At 70.3% G+C, this 20,150-nt stretch carries 19 protein-coding genes and 1 pseudogene; 17 read left to right on the top strand and 3 right to left on the bottom strand.

Going from position 1 to position 20,150, the window contains the following annotated elements; genetic code table 11:
* Positions 1 to 209: 209 nt before the first annotated feature.
* Entirely contained in the window at positions 210 to 1,517 is a 1,308-nt protein-coding gene (gene galK, locus ACGLYG10_RS02070) for a galactokinase (protein ID WP_073327443.1), read from the bottom strand.
* A 158-nt stretch (positions 1,518 to 1,675) separates the two neighbouring features.
* Between galK and ACGLYG10_RS02065 the strand changes: the two genes are divergently transcribed.
* The 11 genes from ACGLYG10_RS02065 to deoC all read left to right on the top strand — a co-directional run bounded on the left by ACGLYG10_RS02065 (position 1,676) and on the right by deoC (position 12,408).
* Entirely contained in the window at positions 1,676 to 2,257 is a 582-nt protein-coding gene (locus tag ACGLYG10_RS02065) for a 2'-5' RNA ligase family protein (protein ID WP_073327442.1), read from the top strand.
* Positions 2,258 to 2,261: 4 nt separating this feature from the next.
* A complete protein-coding gene (locus tag ACGLYG10_RS02060) occupies positions 2,262 to 3,419 on the top strand; it encodes a mannose-1-phosphate guanylyltransferase (RefSeq protein ID WP_073327440.1) in 1,158 nt (385 codons plus the stop codon).
* A 303-nt stretch (positions 3,420 to 3,722) separates the two neighbouring features.
* Positions 3,723 to 4,814: a BMP family lipoprotein gene (locus tag ACGLYG10_RS02055; RefSeq protein ID WP_073327439.1), complete on the top strand. Its 1,092-nt coding sequence runs from the start codon at positions 3,723 to 3,725 to the stop codon at positions 4,812 to 4,814.
* Positions 4,815 to 4,822: 8 nt separating this feature from the next.
* Positions 4,823 to 4,945, top strand: coding sequence for a hypothetical protein (locus ACGLYG10_RS16785; RefSeq protein WP_258522253.1), 123 nt, complete (start codon positions 4,823 to 4,825; stop codon positions 4,943 to 4,945).
* Between the two features lie 22 nt (positions 4,946 to 4,967).
* Entirely contained in the window at positions 4,968 to 6,491 is a 1,524-nt protein-coding gene (locus tag ACGLYG10_RS02050; protein WP_073327437.1) for an ABC transporter ATP-binding protein, read from the top strand.
* Positions 6,491 to 7,807: an ABC transporter permease gene (locus tag ACGLYG10_RS02045; protein WP_073327435.1), complete on the top strand. Its 1,317-nt coding sequence runs from the start codon at positions 6,491 to 6,493 to the stop codon at positions 7,805 to 7,807. The genes ACGLYG10_RS02050 and ACGLYG10_RS02045 overlap by 1 nt, the downstream gene beginning before the upstream one ends.
* A gap of 3 nt (positions 7,808 to 7,810) precedes the next feature.
* A complete protein-coding gene (locus tag ACGLYG10_RS02040; protein WP_073327433.1) occupies positions 7,811 to 9,103 on the top strand; it encodes an ABC transporter permease in 1,293 nt (430 codons plus the stop codon).
* Between the two features lie 71 nt (positions 9,104 to 9,174).
* Positions 9,175 to 9,597, top strand: a complete 423-nt coding sequence (locus tag ACGLYG10_RS02035) for a cytidine deaminase (RefSeq protein ID WP_073327829.1) — start codon at positions 9,175 to 9,177, stop codon at positions 9,595 to 9,597.
* Between the two features lie 26 nt (positions 9,598 to 9,623).
* Complete coding sequence (locus ACGLYG10_RS02030; protein WP_211482966.1) at positions 9,624 to 10,943, top strand: thymidine phosphorylase; 1,320 nt, start codon at positions 9,624 to 9,626, stop codon at positions 10,941 to 10,943.
* 9 nt (positions 10,944 to 10,952) lie between these two features.
* Positions 10,953 to 11,741, top strand: coding sequence for a hypothetical protein (locus ACGLYG10_RS02025; RefSeq protein WP_073327430.1), 789 nt, complete (start codon positions 10,953 to 10,955; stop codon positions 11,739 to 11,741).
* Positions 11,742 to 11,754: 13 nt separating this feature from the next.
* Positions 11,755 to 12,408: a deoxyribose-phosphate aldolase gene (deoC, locus tag ACGLYG10_RS02020; RefSeq protein WP_073327429.1), complete on the top strand. Its 654-nt coding sequence runs from the start codon at positions 11,755 to 11,757 to the stop codon at positions 12,406 to 12,408.
* Positions 12,409 to 12,543: 135 nt separating this feature from the next.
* Here deoC and ACGLYG10_RS16300 read toward each other — a convergent pair.
* Positions 12,544 to 12,708, bottom strand: a pseudogene (locus tag ACGLYG10_RS16300) (hypothetical protein); the annotation flags it as partial.
* Positions 12,709 to 13,286: 578 nt separating this feature from the next.
* On the opposite strand from ACGLYG10_RS16300, the gene ACGLYG10_RS02010 reads away from it, so the two are divergent.
* Genes ACGLYG10_RS02010 through ACGLYG10_RS01995 form a run of 4 tightly spaced genes read left to right on the top strand, consistent with a single transcriptional unit; the run spans position 13,287 to position 17,084 of the window.
* On the top strand, positions 13,287 to 14,486 hold the full coding sequence (locus tag ACGLYG10_RS02010; RefSeq protein WP_073327827.1) for a metal ABC transporter substrate-binding protein: 1,200 nt from the start codon (positions 13,287 to 13,289) through the stop codon (positions 14,484 to 14,486).
* Positions 14,483 to 15,325, top strand: coding sequence for a metal ABC transporter ATP-binding protein (locus ACGLYG10_RS02005; protein ID WP_073327426.1), 843 nt, complete (start codon positions 14,483 to 14,485; stop codon positions 15,323 to 15,325). The genes ACGLYG10_RS02010 and ACGLYG10_RS02005 overlap by 4 nt, the downstream gene beginning before the upstream one ends.
* The gene (locus ACGLYG10_RS02000; protein ID WP_073327424.1) at positions 15,322 to 16,215 is read left to right on the top strand and encodes a metal ABC transporter permease; all 894 of its coding nucleotides are present in this window, start codon (positions 15,322 to 15,324) and stop codon (positions 16,213 to 16,215) included. The genes ACGLYG10_RS02005 and ACGLYG10_RS02000 overlap by 4 nt, the downstream gene beginning before the upstream one ends.
* Positions 16,212 to 17,084 carry a metal ABC transporter permease gene (locus tag ACGLYG10_RS01995; RefSeq protein WP_073327423.1) on the top strand — a complete coding sequence of 291 codons (873 nt, stop codon included), beginning with the start codon at positions 16,212 to 16,214 and terminating at the stop codon, positions 17,082 to 17,084. The genes ACGLYG10_RS02000 and ACGLYG10_RS01995 overlap by 4 nt, the downstream gene beginning before the upstream one ends.
* On the opposite strand, the gene ACGLYG10_RS01990 is transcribed toward ACGLYG10_RS01995, so the two are convergent.
* A complete protein-coding gene (locus ACGLYG10_RS01990) occupies positions 17,050 to 18,786 on the bottom strand; it encodes a phospho-sugar mutase (protein ID WP_073327421.1) in 1,737 nt (578 codons plus the stop codon). The two genes, ACGLYG10_RS01995 and ACGLYG10_RS01990, sit on opposite strands and share 35 nt — an antisense overlap.
* 146 nt (positions 18,787 to 18,932) lie before the next feature.
* Here ACGLYG10_RS01990 and ACGLYG10_RS01985 point away from each other — a divergent pair, with 146 nt between their 5' ends.
* Positions 18,933 to 19,760: an LOG family protein gene (locus tag ACGLYG10_RS01985; RefSeq protein ID WP_073327420.1), complete on the top strand. Its 828-nt coding sequence runs from the start codon at positions 18,933 to 18,935 to the stop codon at positions 19,758 to 19,760.
* A 205-nt stretch (positions 19,761 to 19,965) separates the two neighbouring features.
* Entirely contained in the window at positions 19,966 to 20,133 is a 168-nt protein-coding gene (locus ACGLYG10_RS01980; protein WP_073327418.1) for a DUF3117 domain-containing protein, read from the top strand.
* Positions 20,134 to 20,150: the final 17 nt, after the last annotated feature.

Genomic DNA, 20,150 nt, shown 5'->3' with positions numbered 1-20,150 from the left:
CCTTGCGCTCATCCGCAGGTAGGAGAACACCCTGGTTGGTCCCGGATTCAGAGGTCGGGGATCTCCTCCGCTAGGAGGATGCGGCCCGGGCGTCGAGGTGAACCGCGTGGCCCGGGCGGCCATGAGGCGGTTCTGAGAGGACTCCGCGCCGGCCGCCGGGCGGCAGCTGTGTGACGCTCGCGGCCGGCGTCGCACAGACGCCCCGCGGTTCAGACCAAGCGGCCCGCCGGGGCGGAGGGGACCGCGTTCAGGAATGCCGGTGCGGCGAAGCCGTGGTCGGCATAGGCGTCGACGACGGCGCGGGCCACCGCATCCACGGCGGCGGTATCCACGAGTGCGATGGCGCTGCCGCCGAAGCCGCCTCCGGTCATGCGCGCGCCGTGCGCGCCGGCAGCGCGAGCGGCCTGCACGGCGACGTCGAGCTCGGGGCAGGTGACCTCGTAGTCCACCCGCAGCGACTCGTGGCTGGCGTCCATGAGCGCCCCCACCTGGGCCAGTTTCTCCCCGGTCAGGGGCGTCCCGTCCTGCAACAGTGCCACCAGGCGGCGGGTGCGGTCGATCTCGGTGACCACGTGGCGGGTGCGCGCCACCAGCACCTCGGCGTCTGTGGCCTTCGAGGCGCGCAGCGTAGCCAGGGCGGCCTCGAGCGAGCCGGGCTCGATATCCGCCAGCAGTGGCACGCCCAGAATCTCGGCGGCCCGCTCGCAGGCATCCCGGCGGGCCCCGTACTGCCCGTCCACCAGGGAGTGCTTGGCCTTGGTGTCGATCACCAGCAGCGTCAGGTCGGCGGCCGCCAGGTCGAAGGGCACATGCACCACCGAGCCGTCCCGGCAGTCCAGTTCGAGGGCGTGGCCGGCGCGGCAGCGCATGGAGGCGGACTGGTCCATGCCGCCGGTGGGGGCGCCCGCCATCTCGTTCTCGGCACGGATGCAGGCCTCCACCAGGCGGGCGCGGCCGGCGTCGTCGGGGGTGTCCACCGTCCCGGCCAGGCCCAGTGTGCACACGTCGTCGAGGGCGACGGCGGTGGCGCACTCCAGCGCGGCCGAGGATGACAGGCCGCCGCCCAGCGGCACGCAGGAGTACAGGGCGGCGTCGAAGCCGCGCAGCGGCCCGAGCCCGTCGCGCTCCAGCGCCCAGGCGACGCCCGCCACGTAGGCGTTCCAGTGGCGCACCTCGCCGGGCGTACCCGTCGGGCCGATCGCGTCCAGGTCCAGCACATCGATGGCCTCGCGCGTCTGCGGGGACACCAGCCGGATCGTGCGGTCGTCGCGGCGACGCAGCGCCAGGTGGGCGCGGTGGGGCAGGGCGATCGGCAGTGCCAGACCGCCGTTGTAGTCGGTGTGCTCCCCGATGACGTTGACGCGGCCGGGCGCGTACCACACGCCGTCGGGCTCGGCGCCGAAGGCTTCACGGAACAGGTCGGTGGCGGCTTCCACACCCTCCTGCGGGCTCAGTGCGGGGGAGAAGACGGGCTCGGATCCGGCGACGGCGGCGGGCGGGGTCTCGGTGCGCGGCATGGGCCCATTCTGCCAGACGAACCCCCACCTGTGAGCCCCTGGCAAGCTCCTTCTCCGGAGTCGCCGAGTGACCGCCTCCGGGATGTTTCCACCCCTGCCGCGGGGGTAAGGTGCAGCTGCTGTCAGCCCGTGCCGTCAAGAGGAGGAGTGCGCGCCTCATGGACGTCCCCGCGCCCACGCCCACCCAGTGCGTCCTCGGCGTCACCATCGTGCTGCCCGAGCCGTGGGCCACGCGTGTGCGCGGCGTGCGTCTGGCGGTCGGTGACCCCCATGGCAATGCGATCCCGCCGCACGTGACCCTGCTGCCGCCCACCGCCGTGGAGAAGACGGAGTTGGACGCCGTGACCGCGCACGTGTCCCGGGTGGCGGCCGCCTCCGCTCCCTTCACCCTGCGCGTCGCCGGTGTGGGCACCTTCCGCCCGGTCAGCCCGGTGGTGTTCCTGGGCGTGGCCGAGGGCGGCCCCGCCATCGACGCGCTCCAGCAGGATCTGCGCGCCGCCGACGGGCCGCTCAGCCGCGGCCTGCGCTTCCCCTTCCACCCGCACATCACCCTCGCCCATGAGGTCGACGACGCCGCCCTGGACCGGGCCGCCCATGCCGGCCAAGACATCGCGGCGACCTTCGTGGTGGACCGTATCCACCTTCAGCGACTCGCCCCGGACGGCAGCTGGGCCTCCCTGGCGAGCCCGGCGCTGGGAGTGCGGGCGCACCCGGACGGGGCGGACCACCCGTTAGCCTGAACGCGTGAACGCCGAGCCCCGCCCCGACCAGCCCGCCCCCGCGACCGCATCCACGGCCCCCGCCATCCACGCGATCATTCCCGCCGGCGGCGCCGGCACCCGGCTGTGGCCGCTGAGCCGCAAGGCCCGCCCCAAGTTCCTGCTGGACCTGACCGGCACCGGGCGCAGCCTGTTGCAGGGCACCGTTGCCCGCCTGGCCCCGCTGGCGGCGACGACGACGGTCGTCACCGGCGTCGCCCACGTCCCCGCCGTCGCCCGGCAGCTCCCGGACCTGCCCGAGGAGAACCTGCTGGCCGAGCCGGCTCCGCGCGACTCCATGGCCGCCATCGGCCTGGCCACCGCCCTGATCGCCCGCCGACACGGGCGTGAGGCGATCGTCGGCTCCTTCGCCGCCGACCACCTGGTGGCCGATGTCGCCGCCTTCCAGGAGGCCGTGCGCCAGGCGGCCGCCCTCGCCGAGGCCGGCTGGCTGGTCACCATCGGCATCCAGGCCACCGGACCGTCCACCGCCTTCGGCTACATTCACGCCGGTGAGGCCCTGGACGTGCCCGGGGCGCCGGACGGGCACCGCGTGCTCGACTTCGCCGAGAAGCCCGATGCCGCCACCGCCGCCCGCTACCTGGCCACCGGCGACTACCGGTGGAACGCCGGCATGTTCGTGGTGCGTGCCGGCGTGCTGCTGGACCACCTGGCGGTGGGCCGGCCGGCGCTGGCGGCCGGCCTCGATGAGATCGCCGCCGCCTGGGACACCCCCGCGCGCGACGCCGTCATGGCGCGGGTATGGCCCGGCCTGGAGGCGATTGCCATCGACCACGCCATCGCCGAGCCCGTGGCCGCCGCCGGCGGCGTGGCCACCGTCCCCGGGAACATGGGTTGGGACGACGTCGGGGGCTTCGACACCCTGGCCGAGCTGATTCCCGCGGCCACCTCCGGGCCGGCGGCCGGAGTCGAAGTGCTGGGGGAGGCCGACGTGGAGGCGGTGGGTGCCGACGGCGCCCTGGTCGCCTCCAGCACCGGCCGGAAGGTGGTGCTGCTGGGAGTACCCGGCGTCGTCGTGGTTGACACCCCCGACGCGCTGCTGGTGACCACCCCGGAGCGCGCCCAGGACGTCAAGGGCGTCGTCGACCGGCTCAAGGCGGCCGGGCGGGACGCGCTGCTGTGACCGGGCCGGGTGCGTCGATCCGACCCGCGGGCCTCGTGTCTGGTTCACGCCGCGGGCTCGGCCCCCGCCTGCAAGCTCTGCAAGACTCTGCAAGGCGGAGGTCGGCAGAAACCGGGTAGCGGCATCATCAGCGAGCTGAAAGGTTCGCTGGGGCGTGGGTCACGTCATGGTCGCAATATGGCGCTGTAACGCCAATTGTGAAGCAGGCCGCGGGGAAGCGTCTATCCTAGATATCCGAGCCAGCGCCGTCCCGGCCAGCTCCTTGCAAGGGCGCAAGCCCGTACCTCATCTGGAGACACGACCGTGAAGAAGAAGTATCCCGCCATTACGCTCGGCCTGGTCGCAGCGTTGTCGCTTGCCGCCTGCGGCTCGGCCCCCGACTCCTCCGGCGGAGACGCCGGCGACTTCCTCGCCTGCATGGTGTCCGACGAGGGTGGGTTCGACGACCAGTCCTTCAACCAGTCCGGCAAGGAGGGTCTGGACCGCGCCGGCAGCGAACTCGGCGTGCAGACCAAGGCCGTCGAGTCCCAGTCGGTATCCGACTACCCCACCAACGTCGACTCCCTGATCCAGCAGAACTGCGACCTGATCATCGGCGTCGGCTTCAACCTCTCCGCGGACCTGGCCACCGCAGCCCAGGAGAACCCGGACATCAACTTCGCCCTCATCGACGAAAGGTTCAGGGATGCAGACGGCGAGATCGTAGAGCTGGACAACGCCAAGCCGCTGGTCTTCAACACCGCGGAGGCCGCCTACCTCGCCGGCTACGCCGCTGCCGGTACCACCGAGAGCGGCAAGGTCGCCACCTACGGCGGTCAGGCAATCCCCACCGTGCAGATCTTCATGGAGGGCTTTGCCAAGGGCGTGGAGAAGTACAACGAGGACAACGGTGCCGACGTGGAGGTCCTCGGCTGGGACCCCGACAACCCGGGCTCCGGCTCCTTCGTGGGCAACTTCACCGACACTCCCATGGGCCAGCAGCTGACCGAGCTGTTCCTGTCCCAGGGCGCCGACATTGTGATGCCGGTGGCCGGACCGGTCGGCTCCGGCACCATCGCGGCGCTCAAGGCGGCCGGTGACGACAACAACGCGATCGTCTGGGTGGACGCCGACGGCTATCTCACCACCGAGTCCATCGGCGGCAGCCAGTACATGGTCACCTCCGTCATGAAGGGCATCAACACCGCCGTGTACGACGCCGTCAAGGAGGCCTCGGAGGGCAACTTCACCTCCGAGCCCTTCATCGGCACGCTCGCCAACGACGGTGTCTCCATCGCCGACTACCACGACTGGTCCGACCGGGTCCCCGACGAGGTGAAGGAGCAGGTCGAGGTACTCAAGCAGCAGATCATCGACGGCACGCTCGACGTCTCCACGCCGTACGACCCGTCCTGATCGGCCCCGTGCCAATTCAACTCGGTGACGCCGTCGTCCTTGACGGGGCGGCGGCGTCACTGTCGCTCGGGTGGCACCGGCGCCACCCGAACACTCACTCCCAGTTCACCAACCCCACCAGTACTGCCTGAACCCACAGGAAGCGAGCCTCTCGTGTTGCTCGAGCTCCGCGGAATTACCAAGGTCTTCGGATCCCTCGTGGCCAACGACCACATCGACGTCACCGTCGAACCCGGCCAGATCCACGCCCTCCTGGGCGAGAACGGTGCCGGCAAGTCAACGCTGATGAATGTCTTGTACGGCCTGTACGACCCCGACGACGGCGAGATCCTCATCGACGGCCGGCCGGTCACCTTCAAGGGCCCCGGCGACGCCGTCGCCGCCGGCATCGGCATGGTCCACCAGCACTTCATGCTCGTGCCCGTGTTCACCGTGGCCGAGTCCGTCGCCCTGGGCTACGAGCCGGTCGGCAAGGCCGGCGTCATCGATGCCAAGGCCGCCGCCGCGAAGGTGCGTGAGATCTCCGAGCGCTTCGGCTTCGACGTGGACCCGAACGCCTACATCGAAGACCTGCCCGTGGGCGTACAACAGCGCGTCGAGATCATCAAGGCCCTCTCCCGCGACGCCAAGGTCCTCATCCTGGACGAGCCCACCGCCGTGCTCACCCCGCAGGAGACCGACGAGCTGATCGCCATCATGCGCGATCTCAAGGCCGCCGGCACCTCCATCGTGTTCATCACCCACAAGCTGCGCGAGGTGCGCGAGGTGGCGGACACGATCACCGTCATCCGCCGCGGCAAGGTCGTCGGCACCGCCGAGCCCACCGCCTCCGAGTCGGAGCTAGCCGGTCTCATGGTCGGCCACTCCGTCTCCCTCACGGTGGCCAAGGACGCCCCCAGGCTGGGCGACGTCGGCCTGGAGCTGAAGGGCATCAGCCTGGTTGATGAGGGCAACACCCTGCTCGACGACGTCAGCCTGCAGGTCCGCTCCGGCGAGATCGTCGGTGTGGCCGGCGTGCAGGGCAACGGACAGACCGAACTTGCGGACGTACTGTTGGGGCTGCGCGCCCCCACCGCCGGTTCCGTGCACTTCGGCGGCCAGGACGTCACCGCCCTGGGCGTGCACCGGCGCATCGACGCGGGCCTCGGCTTCGTCCCCGAGGACCGCTCCACCGACGGCATGGTGGCCGCGTTCTCCGTGGCCGAGAACCTGATCCTGGACCGCTTCGACGACCCGGCCTTCGGCTCGGGACCGTCCATCAGTCCCACCAAGGTCCGTAACCACGCCGAGCAGTTGCGCGACGAGTTCGACGTACGTGTCACCGACGTCGCCGACCCCATCTCCACACTGTCCGGCGGCAACCAGCAGAAGGCGATCCTCGCCCGGGAGCTGTCCCGCCAACTGAAGGTCCTGGTGGCCTCGCAGCCCACCCGCGGACTAGACGTCGGCTCCATCGAATTCGTCCACAAGCGCATCGTGGCCGAGCGCGACAACGACACCGCCGTGCTGATCATCTCCTCCGAGCTGGATGAGATCTACTCCCTGTCAGACCGCATCGCCGTCATGTACCGCGGCCGGATCGTCGGCATTGTGCCGCCGGATACGCCCCGCGATGTGCTGGGCCTCATGATGGCCGGCGTCCCCCTCGACCAGGCCCGCGCCCAGGAGGAGAACTGATGAGCGAAGCTACCCCGAACGGCACCGCGCAGGCGGAATCACGGACGGGTCGGCCGTCCGTCGTCCCGCCCGCCCAGCGCACGGACAAGCAGCCGGAGCGGCCGGGCCTACTGCGGCAGATCGCCGAGTCCAACATTCTTATGGGAGTGCTTGCGGTCATCTCCGCCATGATCGTCGGCTCGCTGCTGATCCTGCTCGCCGACGACAACGTGCGCACCACCGCCGGTTACCTGTTCGCCCGCCCCAGTGACTTCTTCGGTGCGGTCGGCTCGTGCCTGGTGGATGCCTACGCGGCCATGCTCCGCGGCGGTATCTTCGACTGGCAGGCCTCCTCGGTCGCGCGCATGTGGCGCCCGATCACCGAAACGCTGACCGTGGCCACGCCGCTGATTCTGGCGGGCCTGGGCATGGCGGTGGCCTTCCGCGCCGGCCTGTTCAACGTCGGTGGGCAGGGGCAGATCATCCTCGGTGCCATCGTCGGCGGCTACGTCGGCTTCGCCTGGAACCTGCCCAGCGGACTGCACATGCTGGTGGCGGTGCTCGGCGCGATCGTCGGCGGTGCCCTGTGGGGCGCCATCCCCGGCGTGCTGCGCGCCACCACCGGTGCGAGCGAGGTCATCACCACCATCATGCTCAACTCCGTGGCCAGCTACCTGATGGCCCACATGCTGACCACCGCCACCTTCATCGGCGCGGGCAACGCCAACCCGAAGTCACTGCCGGTGGCGGCCAGCGCCCAATACCCGAAGCTGATCGGTGGGCCGTTCCGCCTGCACCTGGGCTTCATCGTGGCCCTGCTGGCCGCCTTGTTCGTGTGGTGGCTGCTGGAACGCAGCGAGATCGGTTTCCAGTTCCGCGCCACGGGCCTGAACCCGCAGGCGGCGCTGACGGCAGGCATCAACGTGCCCCGGATCACCGCCCTGGTCATGATCGTCTCCGGCGCGCTGTGCGGGCTGGCGGCGACCGCCCCGGTGCTCGGCACCCAGCACTACCTGACCGGCTCGGTGGCCGGAAGCATCGGCTTCGACGCCATGACCGTGGCCCTGCTGGGCCGCTCCACCCCGCAGGGCACCGTGCTGGCGGGGCTCCTGTTCGGGGCCCTGACCGCCGGCGGCACCACCATGCAGGCCGCCACCGGCACCCCGATCGACATCGTGCTGGTGCTGCAGTCCATGATCGTCCTGTTCATCGCGGCCCCGCCGCTGGTGCGCGCCATCTACCACCTGCCCGCACCCGGCTCCTGGCGGCGCCGCCGCCGCGAGGCCATTGACGCCGCAGCCGCCGTCGCCCCGGCCGCTGAGAAGAAGGAGGCCTGAGCCATGACCGCCTCACCTACCGCCACGCCGACCCGTGACGCCCGCCCGGAAGCGGGGCCGGCCGTCGTCGTCGAGCCGATCGCCTACAAGCTGCCGATCACCGGCACCGTCGTGGTCATCCTGGAACTGCTGATGGGTCTGGCCAGCCACGGCGACACCCGCTTCCAGCTGGCCACCAAGGCCGACTTCTTGAAGATTCCCATGCTCACCCTGGGTGCCCGACCCGTGATCGTGGTGATGGTGCTGCTGGCCGTTGCGGTCACCGTCTACATGTGGGTTCGCGCCGTGGGCCGCGCGCCGATCCCCACCTGGGCGGGGCTGGTGCTGGGAGCCAGTTTCATCGTCGCGTTCCTCACCTGGGCCGGCGCCGGACGCTCCACCGTCATCCCGCTGGTGACGATCCTGTCCTCCACCCTCGCCCTGTCCGTGCCGCTGGTGTTCGGCGGGCTCGCCGGCGTGGTGGGAGAGCGTTCGGGCACCATCAACATCGCCATCGAGGGGCAACTGCTGGGCGGGGCCTTCCTCGGCGTGGTGGTCGCCTCGATCACCGGCTCCGCCTGGGCCGGCATGATCGCCGCCCCCTTCGCCGGCATCCTGGTGGCCCTGCTGCTGGCGCTGTTCGGCCTGAAGTACCGGGTCAACCAGATCGTCGTCGGCGTGGTGCTGAACGTGTTCGTCTCCGGCCTGACCAGCTTCCTGTTCTCCACCGTGCTCAGCGACAACCCGACGCGGCTGAACGCCTCCATGCGCCTGCCCACCCTGCCGATCCCGGTGCTCTCCCAGATCCCGGTCATCGGCCCGGTGCTGTTCCGACAGACGATCCTGGTGTACCTGATGTATGCGGCCGTCGCGGTGCTGTCCTTCATGCTGTTCCGCTCCCGCTGGGGTCTGCGCATGCGCGCCTGCGGCGAGCACCCGCGGGCCGCGGACACCGTTGGCATCAACGTCATGCGTACCCGCGTGAACAACCTGATGCTGGGCGGTGCGCTGGCGGGCCTGGGCGGCGCCTTCTTCACCATCGGCTCCGGACTGGCCTTCACCAAGGACATGTCATCCGGCAACGGCTACATCGCCCTGGCCGCCATGATCCTGGGCGCCTGGAACCCGGTGGGCACCCTGTACGCCGCGCTCCTGTTCGGCTTCGCCACTGCGGTGGGGCAGACGCTGTCCGTCATCGGCTCCCCGATCCCGGCGAACATCATCTTGATGATCCCCTACATCGTGACCGTCTTCGCCGTCGCCGGCTTCGTGGGGCGTGTGCGCGCCCCCGCCGCCGAGGGGGTCCCGTACCCGTGATCGGCAACGACAACCACCCGGCCGGGCCGGCCCGGGGCCTCTCCGACGCCGCGCCCGCCGTCGACGCGGATATGTGGGCGCGGCTGCGGGCGCTGGCCACCGAAGCCATGCGGTGCGCCTACGCGCCCTACTCCCACTTCCGGGTGGGGGCCGCCGCCCTGGTCGACGACGGCCGCCTCGTGTCCGGCTGCAACGTGGAGAATGCGGGCTACGGGGTCGCCCTGTGCGCCGAGTGCGGGCTGGTGTCCGAACTCGTACGCACCGGCGGCGGCCGCCTGATCGCCTTCGTGTGCGTCGACGGCGACGGGCGGGTCTGCTCCCCGTGCGGGCGCTGCCGCCAGGTGCTGTCCGAGCACGCCGACCCGCACATGCTGCTGGACATGCCGTCGGGGCTGATGACCATCGACCAGGTGCTCCCCGACCGCTTCAGCAAAGCCGACATCGACCGGGTCACCGGCACATCCGCACCCGCACCAGAAGGAGATCGGCCGTGACCACAGCCCCCAACCCCGCCCCCGGCGTGGAGCCCTTCGACGCCGTCGACGTGATCGCCGCCAAGCGGGACCGCCAGCGGCTCAGCGACGCCCAGATCGACTGGGTGGTGGACGCCTACACCCGTGGGGTGGTCGCCGACGAGCAGATGAGCGCTCTGGCCATGGCGATCTACCTGAACGGCATGGACCGGGGTGAGATCGCCCGCTGGACCGACGCCATGATCCGCTCGGGGGAGCGCATGGACTTCTCCGGTCTGGGACGCCCCACCGCGGACAAGCACTCCACCGGCGGCGTGGGCGACAAGATCACCCTGCCGCTGGCGCCGCTGGTTGCGGTCTTCGGCGTCAGCGTTCCGCAGCTGTCCGGCCGTGGCCTGGGGCACACCGGCGGCACGCTGGACAAGCTCGAGTCCATTCCCGGCTGGCGGGCCGCCCTGACCAACGCCGAGATCCTGGACATGCTGTCCGCCTCCGGCCCCGGCGCCGTCATCTGCGCCGCCGGCAGCGGGCTCGCCCCGGCCGACAAGAAGCTGTACGCACTGCGCGACACCACCGCCACCGTCTCCTGCGTGCCGCTGATCGCCTCCTCCATCATGAGCAAGAAGATCGCCGAGGGCACCGGCGCGCTGGTCCTGGACGTGAAGGTCGGCTCCGGCGCCTTCATGAAGGAGCTTGACCAGGCGCGCGAGCTCGCGCAGACGATGGTGGCGCTCGGCACCGACGCCGGGGTGACCACGCGCGCCCTGCTCACCGACATGTCCACCCCACTGGGGCTCACCGCGGGCAACGCCCTGGAGGTGCGTGAGGCCGTCGAGGTGCTTTCTGGCGGAGGCCCCCAAGACGTCGTCGACCTGACCGTGGCGCTGGCCGGTGAGATGCTCTCCGCCGCCGGGCGGCCGGTGGATGAGCCGGAGCTGCGCGCCGCCCTGGCGGATGGACGTGCCATGGACGTGTGGCGGGAGATGATCCGCCGCCAGGACGGGGACCCGGACGCCCCCCTGCCCGTGGCCCCGGAGACCGAGACCATCAGCGCCGTAGACGACGGCGTGCTCACCCGCCTGGACGCCCTGGGCGTGGGCGTGGCCGCCTGGCGCCTGGGGGCCGGCCGCGCCCGCAAGGAGGACCCGGTGCAGGCCGTCGCCGGCGTGGAGATGCACGCCAAGCCGGGCGACAGTGTGCGCGCCGGGCAGCCGCTGCTCACCCTGCACACCGCCACCCCGGAGCGCTTTGAGCGCGCCCGCGCCGCGCTCGAGGACGCGATCGCCGTGTGTCCCGCGGACTCGCCCGAGGCGCGCGCCGCCGTGGCCCGCCGCCGTGCCGGCGTCGTGCTGGACCGGATCGTCTGAAGGCACGCCGTGGACACCCGCACCGGCGCGTCCGCACCCCGGGTGCGTGTGGCGAACTCGCGGCTGCGCGTGGGGGGATTCACCACCGCCGGCGACGCCATCACCCTGACCCAATGCGACGCCACCACCTGCGGCGCCACCGCCGTGCTGGCTGCCCGGCTCCTGCTGGGCCTGCCGCTCGATGACGCCTCTTCGCCGTCGGGCACCGGCGCGGCCCGGCCCGGCCGGGCGCTGCGGGACTCCCTGGCGGTCCGCCAGCGCGGTCTGCAGCGGGCCATGAACCGACACGCGCGCGGCCCCCTCGGTCCGCTGCCGTGGACGCGGCGCCTGGGCTCGACCCCGTGGGCGGTGGCCGCGGAGCTGACTCGCACCCTGCGGCGGGTGCGCCCCGGCGTAGGGGAGAGCACCGTGACCTGGGTGGACGACCGCGGCACCGGCTGGGGCGGCGTCGTCGCGGGGCTGCGCACCGGACTGGCCGACGGCGTGCCCGCCATCCTGCTCACCGGTGGTCCCCTGCTCGGGCGTGCGGCCGCCGGCCGGGCAGGTCGCGTCCTGCGCGCCGCCGTGGGCGTCCTCATCCCGCGGCACTACGTGCTGGCCGTGCCCTGGGGAGTGATCGGCCGCGCCGACCCGGGCCCGGGTCGCGTTCACCTGTACGAGCCGTCCTCCGGCACGGTGCGCGCACTGGACCTGCTGGCGCCCCGGCCGGCGCTTGGGAACGGGCCGCGCGAGCTGGGCGGCTGGCCCCGTGTACTCGCCGTGATTGCCCCACCATTACCCTTGACCGAGCGGATCTAGCGAAAGGAAGCTCATGCCCACACGTGCGGAAGTCGCCGCCATTATCGACCACACCCTGCTCAAGCCGGAGGCCACCGGCGCGCAGATCGCCGACCTGGTAGCCCAGGGCGCCGAGCTCGGCACCTACTCGGTGTGCGTATCCCCCAACCAGCTGCCCGTCCAGGCGCCCGCCGGGCTGCACGTGGCCACCGTGTGCGGCTTCCCCTCCGGGGCGCACGCCAGCTCTGTCAAGGCTGCCGAAGCCGCCGACTCCGTCGCCAAGGGTGCGGACGAGGTGGACATGGTGGTCAACCTCAAGCTGGTCAAGGAGCACGACTACACCGCCGTGGAGGCTGACATCCGCGCGGTCAAGGAGGCCGTGGGGGAGAAGCTGCTGAAGGTCATCATTGAGTCCGCGGCACTGACCGACGATGAGATTGTCGCGGTCTGCCGGGCCGCCGAGGCCGCCGGCGCCGACTATGTGAAGACCTCCACCGGCTTCCACCCCGCCGGCGGCGCCTCGGTGCACGCCGTGGAGCTCATGCGTGCCACCGTGGGGGACCGCCTGGGCGTGAAGGCGTCCGGCGGCATCCGCACCGCGGCGGATGCGCTGGCCATGATCGAGGCGGGCGCCTCCCGGCTGGGCGTGTCCGCCACCGTCGCGATCCTGGAGGGTTTGCCCGTCTGACGGGCGGAGACCGGCACTACTGACGTGCCGGTCTCCGCAGCGCGTCACATAAGTCGGTTTCGGTGTGTTGCTTGTGCCGGTTTCGGTCGTTGTGGGCCGCAGGTCGACCGCCTGAGTCCGGAATGACGCCCGGGATCAGATGCCGAGCACGCCGCGCAGGTCGGTTTTAATGTTTTCTAGGCGCTTGGCGGCGGCACGGCGCGCCACCTCCACCGGCTCGTCGACCGCTACCGGCATGACCACCTCGCAGTAGCACTTGAGCTTCGGCTCGGTGCCCGAGGGGCGCACCACCACCCGGTCGAGCAGATCGTCTAGTGGTCGTGTTGTGTAATTCGTCGTGGTGGTGGGTGGGTGGTGGATGGTGAGTTGGTCGTGTCTGGTGGCCACGGGGCCCTAGTTTGAGTGGGCTGCCTCCGCTCGTCGAGGACGCGGAGTGACCTTCGTGAGCACGCTCGCGCTGTTGGGGGCGTCGTCCCGGAGCCGGGTTGTCGACGCGGGTGCCTGTGGGCGGGCCGGTTGTGTGCTCAGCGAGGACCGTTTGCGCTGTCAGGCGTGCAGGGCTGTTCCCGCGGTGTCGGGGGTCTGGTTGTCGGCAGTCGAGGGGGCGAGTGGGTCTTGCACCGGCCGGTTGGACCGCTCACGCCCCGTTGGACCGCCCACGCCCGGTTGGACCGCTGTAACCGGCGGCTACGGCGGTCCAACGGGGGAACAGGGGTCCAACGGGGGAACAGCGGTCCAACGGGGGGACAGGGGTCCACTTTCCGCCGCCGGACGCCCGGCGGACGAGGAGGGCCTGCCCGTCTGATTGCGGCATGCGGCCCTGCCACGAGCGGATCCCGACTTGAAAGTTTCGGGTACCCGAAATTAGCATGTGGCACATGAGAACTATTATCAACACGCCGGCTCGGGCAGCTGCGGCGCTTGCCTCCCTCGCGCTCACTGTTCCTCTCGTCGTCGCGTGCACCCCGACCGATGCTGCCGCTACGGGCGCCATCAAGGTTGTCTCCTCCACCACGCAGATCTGCGATTACGTCACCCAGCTGGCCTCCGGCGCCGATGATCTCGCCTTGACCCGCGTCGGCGCTGATGGCGCGACCGCCGAAGTCGGCGCCGACCCCGCCAAGGCCTCGGTGCACGTATCCCTCACCTGTTTGCTGGCGCCTAACGCCTCCGCCCATGAGCATGAGATGACCGCAGCCCAGTCACGTGCGTTGAGTGAAGCCGACCTCCTCCTAGTCAATGGTGTGGATCTGGAGCGCTTCCTGAACGATGCGGTTGACGCCACGGGGTTCAAGGGCACCATGGTGGTCACCTCGGGTGTGCTCTCGGCCGATGAGGCAGACGCCGGATCGGGAAGGCCCGCGAGCCGGCAGAAGCGGGACGACGAGCGCGCCTACACCATCGACCGCGGGGCGGAGGCCGTGGACGTCGCCCCCTGGCCCTTCGCCCCGGAAGGCGGCGAGGAGGCTGAATTCCGCTACGACCCGCACGTGTGGACCTCGCCTCGGAACGCCGTCGTTCAGGTATCCAATATCGGGCGTGCATTGGCTGCGGCGGCACCTGACTCGAAGGAGGTGATAAACAAACGCGTGCGCGCCTATGTCGCTCGCCTGGATGCGCTGGATCGCTGGGCGGCTGCCTCATTGGAGTCCGTTCCGGAGAATCGCCGTGTGTTGTTCACCAGTCACGACGCCTTCGGGTACCTGGCGGCGGCGTACTCCATCCGCTTCGAAGGGGCGGCGCTTAGCGACTTCAACGCCCAGCAGGACGCCACCGCGCAGAAGATCCAGGAGACCGCGGACGCCGTTAAGAGCACCGGTGCCGTGGCGATCTTCGCCGAGAACTCAAATAATCCGAAATCCGTGGAGAAAGTGGCTCAACTCGCCGGCGTCACCGCCGTCATCGGTGACGAGGCCCTGTACGGGGACTCTCTGGGCGGCCCCGGAACGGACGGTGAGACCTACGTCGGCTCGCTGCTGCACAATGTCACCAATATGACGAATGCGTGGGGCGGTACCGTCGCGCCCATACCCGATGAGCTCGCAAAGTGGGCGCCAAAGCAGACGGTGCGGCAATGACCGCCCGACACCGTCGCGCATGCTCGCCGCAGCAGGCGGAGCATGTCGTGGAGTTTGACGACGCGGCCCTCGGGTACGGCGGCACCCCGGTGATCACTGGGGTGAGCGGCGCCGTCGGGACCTGCGAGGCGCTGGCGCTCGTGGGCCCCAACGGCTCGGGGAAGACCACACTGCTGCGCGCCCTGGTCGGCATGGTCAACATCGTCTCCGGCTCCGTGCGCGTCGTGGGCGCCCAGCCGGGACATGCGCCTCGCGGTTCCATCGCCTACGTTCCCCAGAACAGCGATCTGGACCCGACATTCCCCGTAACGGCACTCGACGTCGTCCTCATGGGCACATACCCCCGACTCGGCCTCGGGCGCCGCCCCGGGCGCACGGAACGCGCCCGTTGCCGGGAGGCGCTGAACGCCGTCGGCCTCGACTCGATGACTAGCAAACGTTTCGGATCGCTCTCCGGCGGGCAGCAGCAGCGCGTGCTGCTTGCACGCGCCATCGCCTCCGCGCCGAAACTGGTACTGCTTGACGAGCCCTTCAACGGGCTCGACCAGCCCAACCGTGAGGCGCTGCTGAGAATCCTGACGGACCTGAAGGAAGGCGGTACAGCGGTGGTGGTGTCCACGCACGACCTGGTACTGGCCTACGACGTCTGCGAACAGGTGGCGTTATTGGCTGGTAGGCAGATCGCCTTCGGGCCCCGTGAACAGGTACTCGTGCCTGAGTACATCGAGCAGGCCTTCGGGGCGGTGTCGGTACCACAATTGCTCACCTCCGATTCACGCGGTCTTCAACGGGACTCGAACCGTTCCCCCGCTGCGCACCCGTCCGGGACAATGGCATGAACGACTTCTCACGGGCGCTGGAGGCGCTGCGGCTGCTGCTCGCCGAAGTCCCTGGACTGGCGCCACTGGCGGGAGCGCCCTACCTGTTTCGGCCCCTGGTTATGTTGGTTGTGCTGGGAATTGTCGGCGCCGTAGTCGGTGTGCTAATCAATCTGCGCTGCGCGGAGTTTCACGCCGAGGCGCTGGTGCATGCCGTCTTCCCTGGAGTAGTGATCGGCGCGGTGACCTCCGGGCTGGACGCCATTATCCCGGCCGCCGCCGTGGCCGGGACAGCGGCGGCCGCCGCGCTGACTCTGCTGGGGCATCACGCCCGCCGTGAGGCCACGGAGGCTGGAACGGCGGTTGTGCTCACAGGCTTCTTCTCCCTGGGAATGATCGTGCTTCTGGCTGTCGGCGACCGATCCGGGCAACTGGAGGCACTCATGTTCGGGCGTCTACTGGAAGTGACCGACCTACGTCTGGTTCAGGCCCTGGCAGTATGCGGCCTTGCGCTTGTACTGGTGATGGCGACCTGGAAGGAACAGATCGCTCGCGCCTTCGACGCGGTGGGCGCGCGCTCCGGCGGGCAGCGCATCGCGGTGCTCGATCTGATTGCGAACACGGCGATCGCCGCCGTGGTCGTCTCCGCCTCAATCGCGGTGGGCACTCTGCTCGTCATCGGCTTCCTCATCATTCCCGCCGTCACGGCCAGGCTGCTGGCCCCGAGCCTGCGTGCGATGGTGTGGATCGCAATCGTGACGGGCGTGGGAGGCGGTTACGTCGGCCTGTTGCTGGCAACCGCCCCGCTGCCGCGCCCAGTGTCCCCACAGGCGTGTGTCATCGTCGTGATGGCGCTGGTATTGGCGGGCGCGGCGACGTACACGGGTATGCGGGCGGGGCGGTCGCTGTGAGCCTCACCCCCCAGCTGCTGGTACTGCCCCTGGTGGAGACCGTCGTCGTCGGGGTCCTGGCGGGTGTCATCGGCGCCCTGGCGGTCCTCGACCGGCGTGTTTTCTTTACCGAGTCCGTCACCCACGCAACGTTTCCCGGGGCGGTGGCCGGGGTCGTGGCGGCCTCGGGCCTCGGAGGTGTGCTGACCGGCGGCGAGGTCGGCTACGGGACGTTGTCGCTGGCGGTTCCCGTGGGCGCAATCGTCATGTGTCTGCCGATGATCTGGCTGATGCGCCGGCTGGGAAGGTTGCCGGGCATATCCTCGCAGGCCGCGGCCGGAGTTATCTTGGCCGTCGGCTTCGCCCTGGGCTCCCTGCTCAGTACTTGGTTTGCCCCGCTGCCGTTGAAAGTGGATGGATTCCTGACCGGCTCGATCCTGAACGTGAATCGCACGGATGTGGGTCTGACGGTCGCAGTGCTCGTGATCACGCTGCTGACAGTCGCCGTCGGTGGGCGACGACTGGCCATGTACTGCTTCGACTCGGTCGGTTACCGGGCCGCGGGGCTGAGCGCACGGATGGCGGAGTGGACGGTACTGATCCTCATATGCCTGGCCATTGGCGTACTGGTGCCTGCGGTGGGCACCATCCTTCCCATCGCGCTGATCGCCGCGCCCGCCGCCGCGGCGTGCCCATGGGTGCGCACCGTCAACGGGCTGCTCCTGGGCGCCGGTGCTATGGGGGCGGGGTGCTGCTTGCTCGGGTTCTGCGTGGCGCTGGCCCTCGAATTGTCGGTCGGTGGGACGATCGCCGTGGTCTGTGCGCTTGCCTACACGGTTTCAGCGGGATTCTCCCTCAGATGCCGAGCACGCCGCGCAGGTCGGCCTTGATGGCCTCCAGGCGCTTGGCGGCGGCGCGGCGCGCCACCTCGACCGGTTCGTCGACGGCGACGGGCATGACCACCTCGCAGTAGCACTTGAGCTTCGGCTCGGTACCGGAGGGGCGCACCACCACGCGGTCGTCGTCGGCGGTCTTAAAGATCAGGCCGTCCGTGGCGGGCAGGCGCTTGCCGTTTCCGTCGGAGGCGCCGTCCATCAGATCGAAGACGTCCACCACCGGCGAGCCCGCCAGCGACGCGGGGGCCCCGCCGGCGCGCAGCCGTTCCATGGCGTTGGTGATGAAGCTGCGGTCCTCCACCCGCACACTCAGCGGGCTGGTGGCGTACAGGCCGTGCTCACGCGCCAGCCGGTCCAACAGATCGTCGAGCGTGCGCCCCTGCTGCTTGAGCGTGGAGGCCAGCACCGCCAGTCGCACGGAGGCGGAGATGCCGTCCTTGTCCCGCACGGCGGCCGGGTCCACGCAGTAGCCCAGCGCCTCCTCGTAGCCGAACACCAGGTTGGGTACGCGGCTGATCCACTTGAAGCCGGTCAGCGTGTTGCGGTGCGCGAGTCCGTGGGCCTGCGCGATCTTGCGCAGCAGACGGGAGGAGACAATGGAGTTGGCCAGCACGCCGGTGCCGTTGAAGGCCGCCAGCTCGGCGGCCTGCTCGCCCAGCAGCGAGCCGACCTCGTCGCCGGTCAGCTGCCGCCAGCCGCCGCGAACGTGCTCATCGGGGACGGCGGCCGAGCAGCGGTCGGCATCCGGGTCGTTGGCGATGATCAGGTCCGCACCGACCTCGCGGGCGCGTGCGAAGGCCAGGTCCAGGGCGCCGGGCTCCTCCGGGTTGGGGAAGGCGACGGTCGGGAAGTCCGGGTCCGGGTCGAACTGCTCGGGCACCACCACGACGTCGTCGAAGCCCGCCCGGGCCAGCACCTCCCGGCAGATCTGGCCGCCCACGCCGTGCATGGCGGTCAGCACGATCTTCAGCGGGGCGACCGCCTGGGTGCGGGCCGCCTTGACCGCACGCTGCACGTACGCCTCGACCATGTCCGCCCCGATCGTCTCCCAGCCGTCCTCGGGCATGGGCACGGAGGCGAGCGGGCCGACGGCGGCGATCTTCTCCGCGATTCCGGCGTCGTGGGGCGGGACGATCTGCGCGCCCTGACCGGAGCCGGTCACCGCGCGCCCACCCAGGTAGACCTTGTAGCCGTTGTCCTGCGGCGGGTTGTGGGAGGCGGTGACCATGACGCCGGCGTCGGCACCCAGACGGCGCAGCGCGAAGGCGAGCACGGGCGTGGGGCAGTGGGAGTCGAACAGGATGGCGTGGCCGCCCGCACCGGTCACGACGGCGGCGGTGTCGCGGGCGAAGCGGGCCGAGCCGTGGCGGGCGTCGTAGCCGATGACCACGCGGAAGTCGTCACCCAGCATTTCGTGCAGGTAGGCGGACAGCCCCGCGGCGGCGCGAATCACGACCACGCGATTCATGCGGTTGGGGCCGCCGCCCAGGCGGCCGCGCAGCCCGGCGGTGCCGAACTGGAGGGTGCCGGAGAAGGTATCGGCCAGTGCGGCGGTAGCGGCGGCGTCGCCATCACGATGAGCGGAGAGCAGGTCCGTCAGTTCCCTGCGGGTGTCTGGGTCCGGATCCTCGGTGATCCAGGCGTTCACGGCGGCATCGAGTTCATTGGTGGCCGCGCGCTCGTGCGCATATGTCATGGGCCGACCGTACCGTGTCGGCGTCGGCGCACGCCCCGCCAGTGACCGCTGTCATGGGTGGTGGTGAGCACATCGGACGCACAGGAAGCAGACTCGCCCCGTGCGCTGCCGCGGGCGGCGGGGGTGCGTGCGGGATCATGCCCCGTATGGCTAAGGACACCAAGGACGGGCGCAAGCCGCGCCCAACGAACGGCTCACGCGAGATCTACCGCAAGGGCCCGGTGATGCTTCGCGGCGCCCAGATCCCCACGCGCACCACCGATGCCCGGCTGCTCGACCGCCGCGGCGACACCGATTGGCTGCACGCTGATCCGTGGCGTGTGCTGCGCATCCAGTCGGAGTTCGTGGAGGGCTTCGGCGCGCTGGCGGAGGTCGGCCCGGCGATCAGCCTGTTCGGCTCCGCCCGCACCGGCGCCGACGACCCGAACTACGCCCTGGCCGAGCAGATCGGGGCGGGACTGGCCGACTCCGGCTACGCCGTCATCACCGGCGGCGGTCCCGGCATCATGGAGGCGGCCAACAAGGGCGCCCGCGAGGCCGGTGGAATCTCGGTGGGACTGGGCATTGAACTGCCCCACGAGCAGGGGATGAACGACTATGTGGACCTGGGGGTGAACTTCCGCTACTTCTTCGCCCGCAAGACCATGTTCCTGAAGTACTCCGACGGCTTCGTGATCATGCCCGGCGGCATGGGCACCCTCGACGAACTGTTCGAGGCGGTCACGCTGGTGCAGACCCAGAAGGTGCCCTCCTTCCCGATCGCCCTGGTGGGCTCGGAGTTCTGGGGCGGCCTGGTGGACTGGCTGCGCGGCACGCTGGTGAAGGCCGCCACGATCGACGCCGACGACGTCGCCCTGCTGCGGGTGGTCGACACCGCCGAGGCCGCGGTCGACTTCGTCGTCGACGCCGCCCGCACCATGCGCGCCAACGGGCTCACCCGCACTCCCGACCGGTCCGAGTGGACCGCCGAGTAAGACCGACGGCGGGCCAACGGCGGGCGATAAGCGGCGGCCGCGGGGAGGCCACGAGGGCGTCGTGAAGGCTCGCTGTGGGCCTGCCGTGGACGGGTCCGCAGGCGTGGATTCAGCCACGTTTCGGCGCAAACTGGCGGCATTATGCCGTAGAATACGGCTGGGAGAAGCGGTAAAAGTCCGCGAATCATCAGTGAAAGGGGAGCATATGGCTGCCATGAAGCCCAGGACCGGAGACGGGCCGCTCGAGGTCGTCAAGGAGGGCCGCTCCATCATCATGCGGATGCCGCTCGAGGGCGGCGGTCGCCTGGTCGTAGAGATCACGCCCGACGAGATCAAGGAGCTCCAGGAGGCGCTGGCCTCCGTCAAGTACTGAACCGGATTCTGGGCGGC

This window comes from Actinomyces glycerinitolerans (genome assembly GCF_900098745.1).
Classification (GTDB): Bacteria; Actinomycetota; Actinomycetes; order Actinomycetales; family Actinomycetaceae; genus Actinomyces; species Actinomyces glycerinitolerans.
Note: the sequence above shows the minus strand (reverse complement) of the source record. Positions and strands in the feature narration are given on the sequence as shown.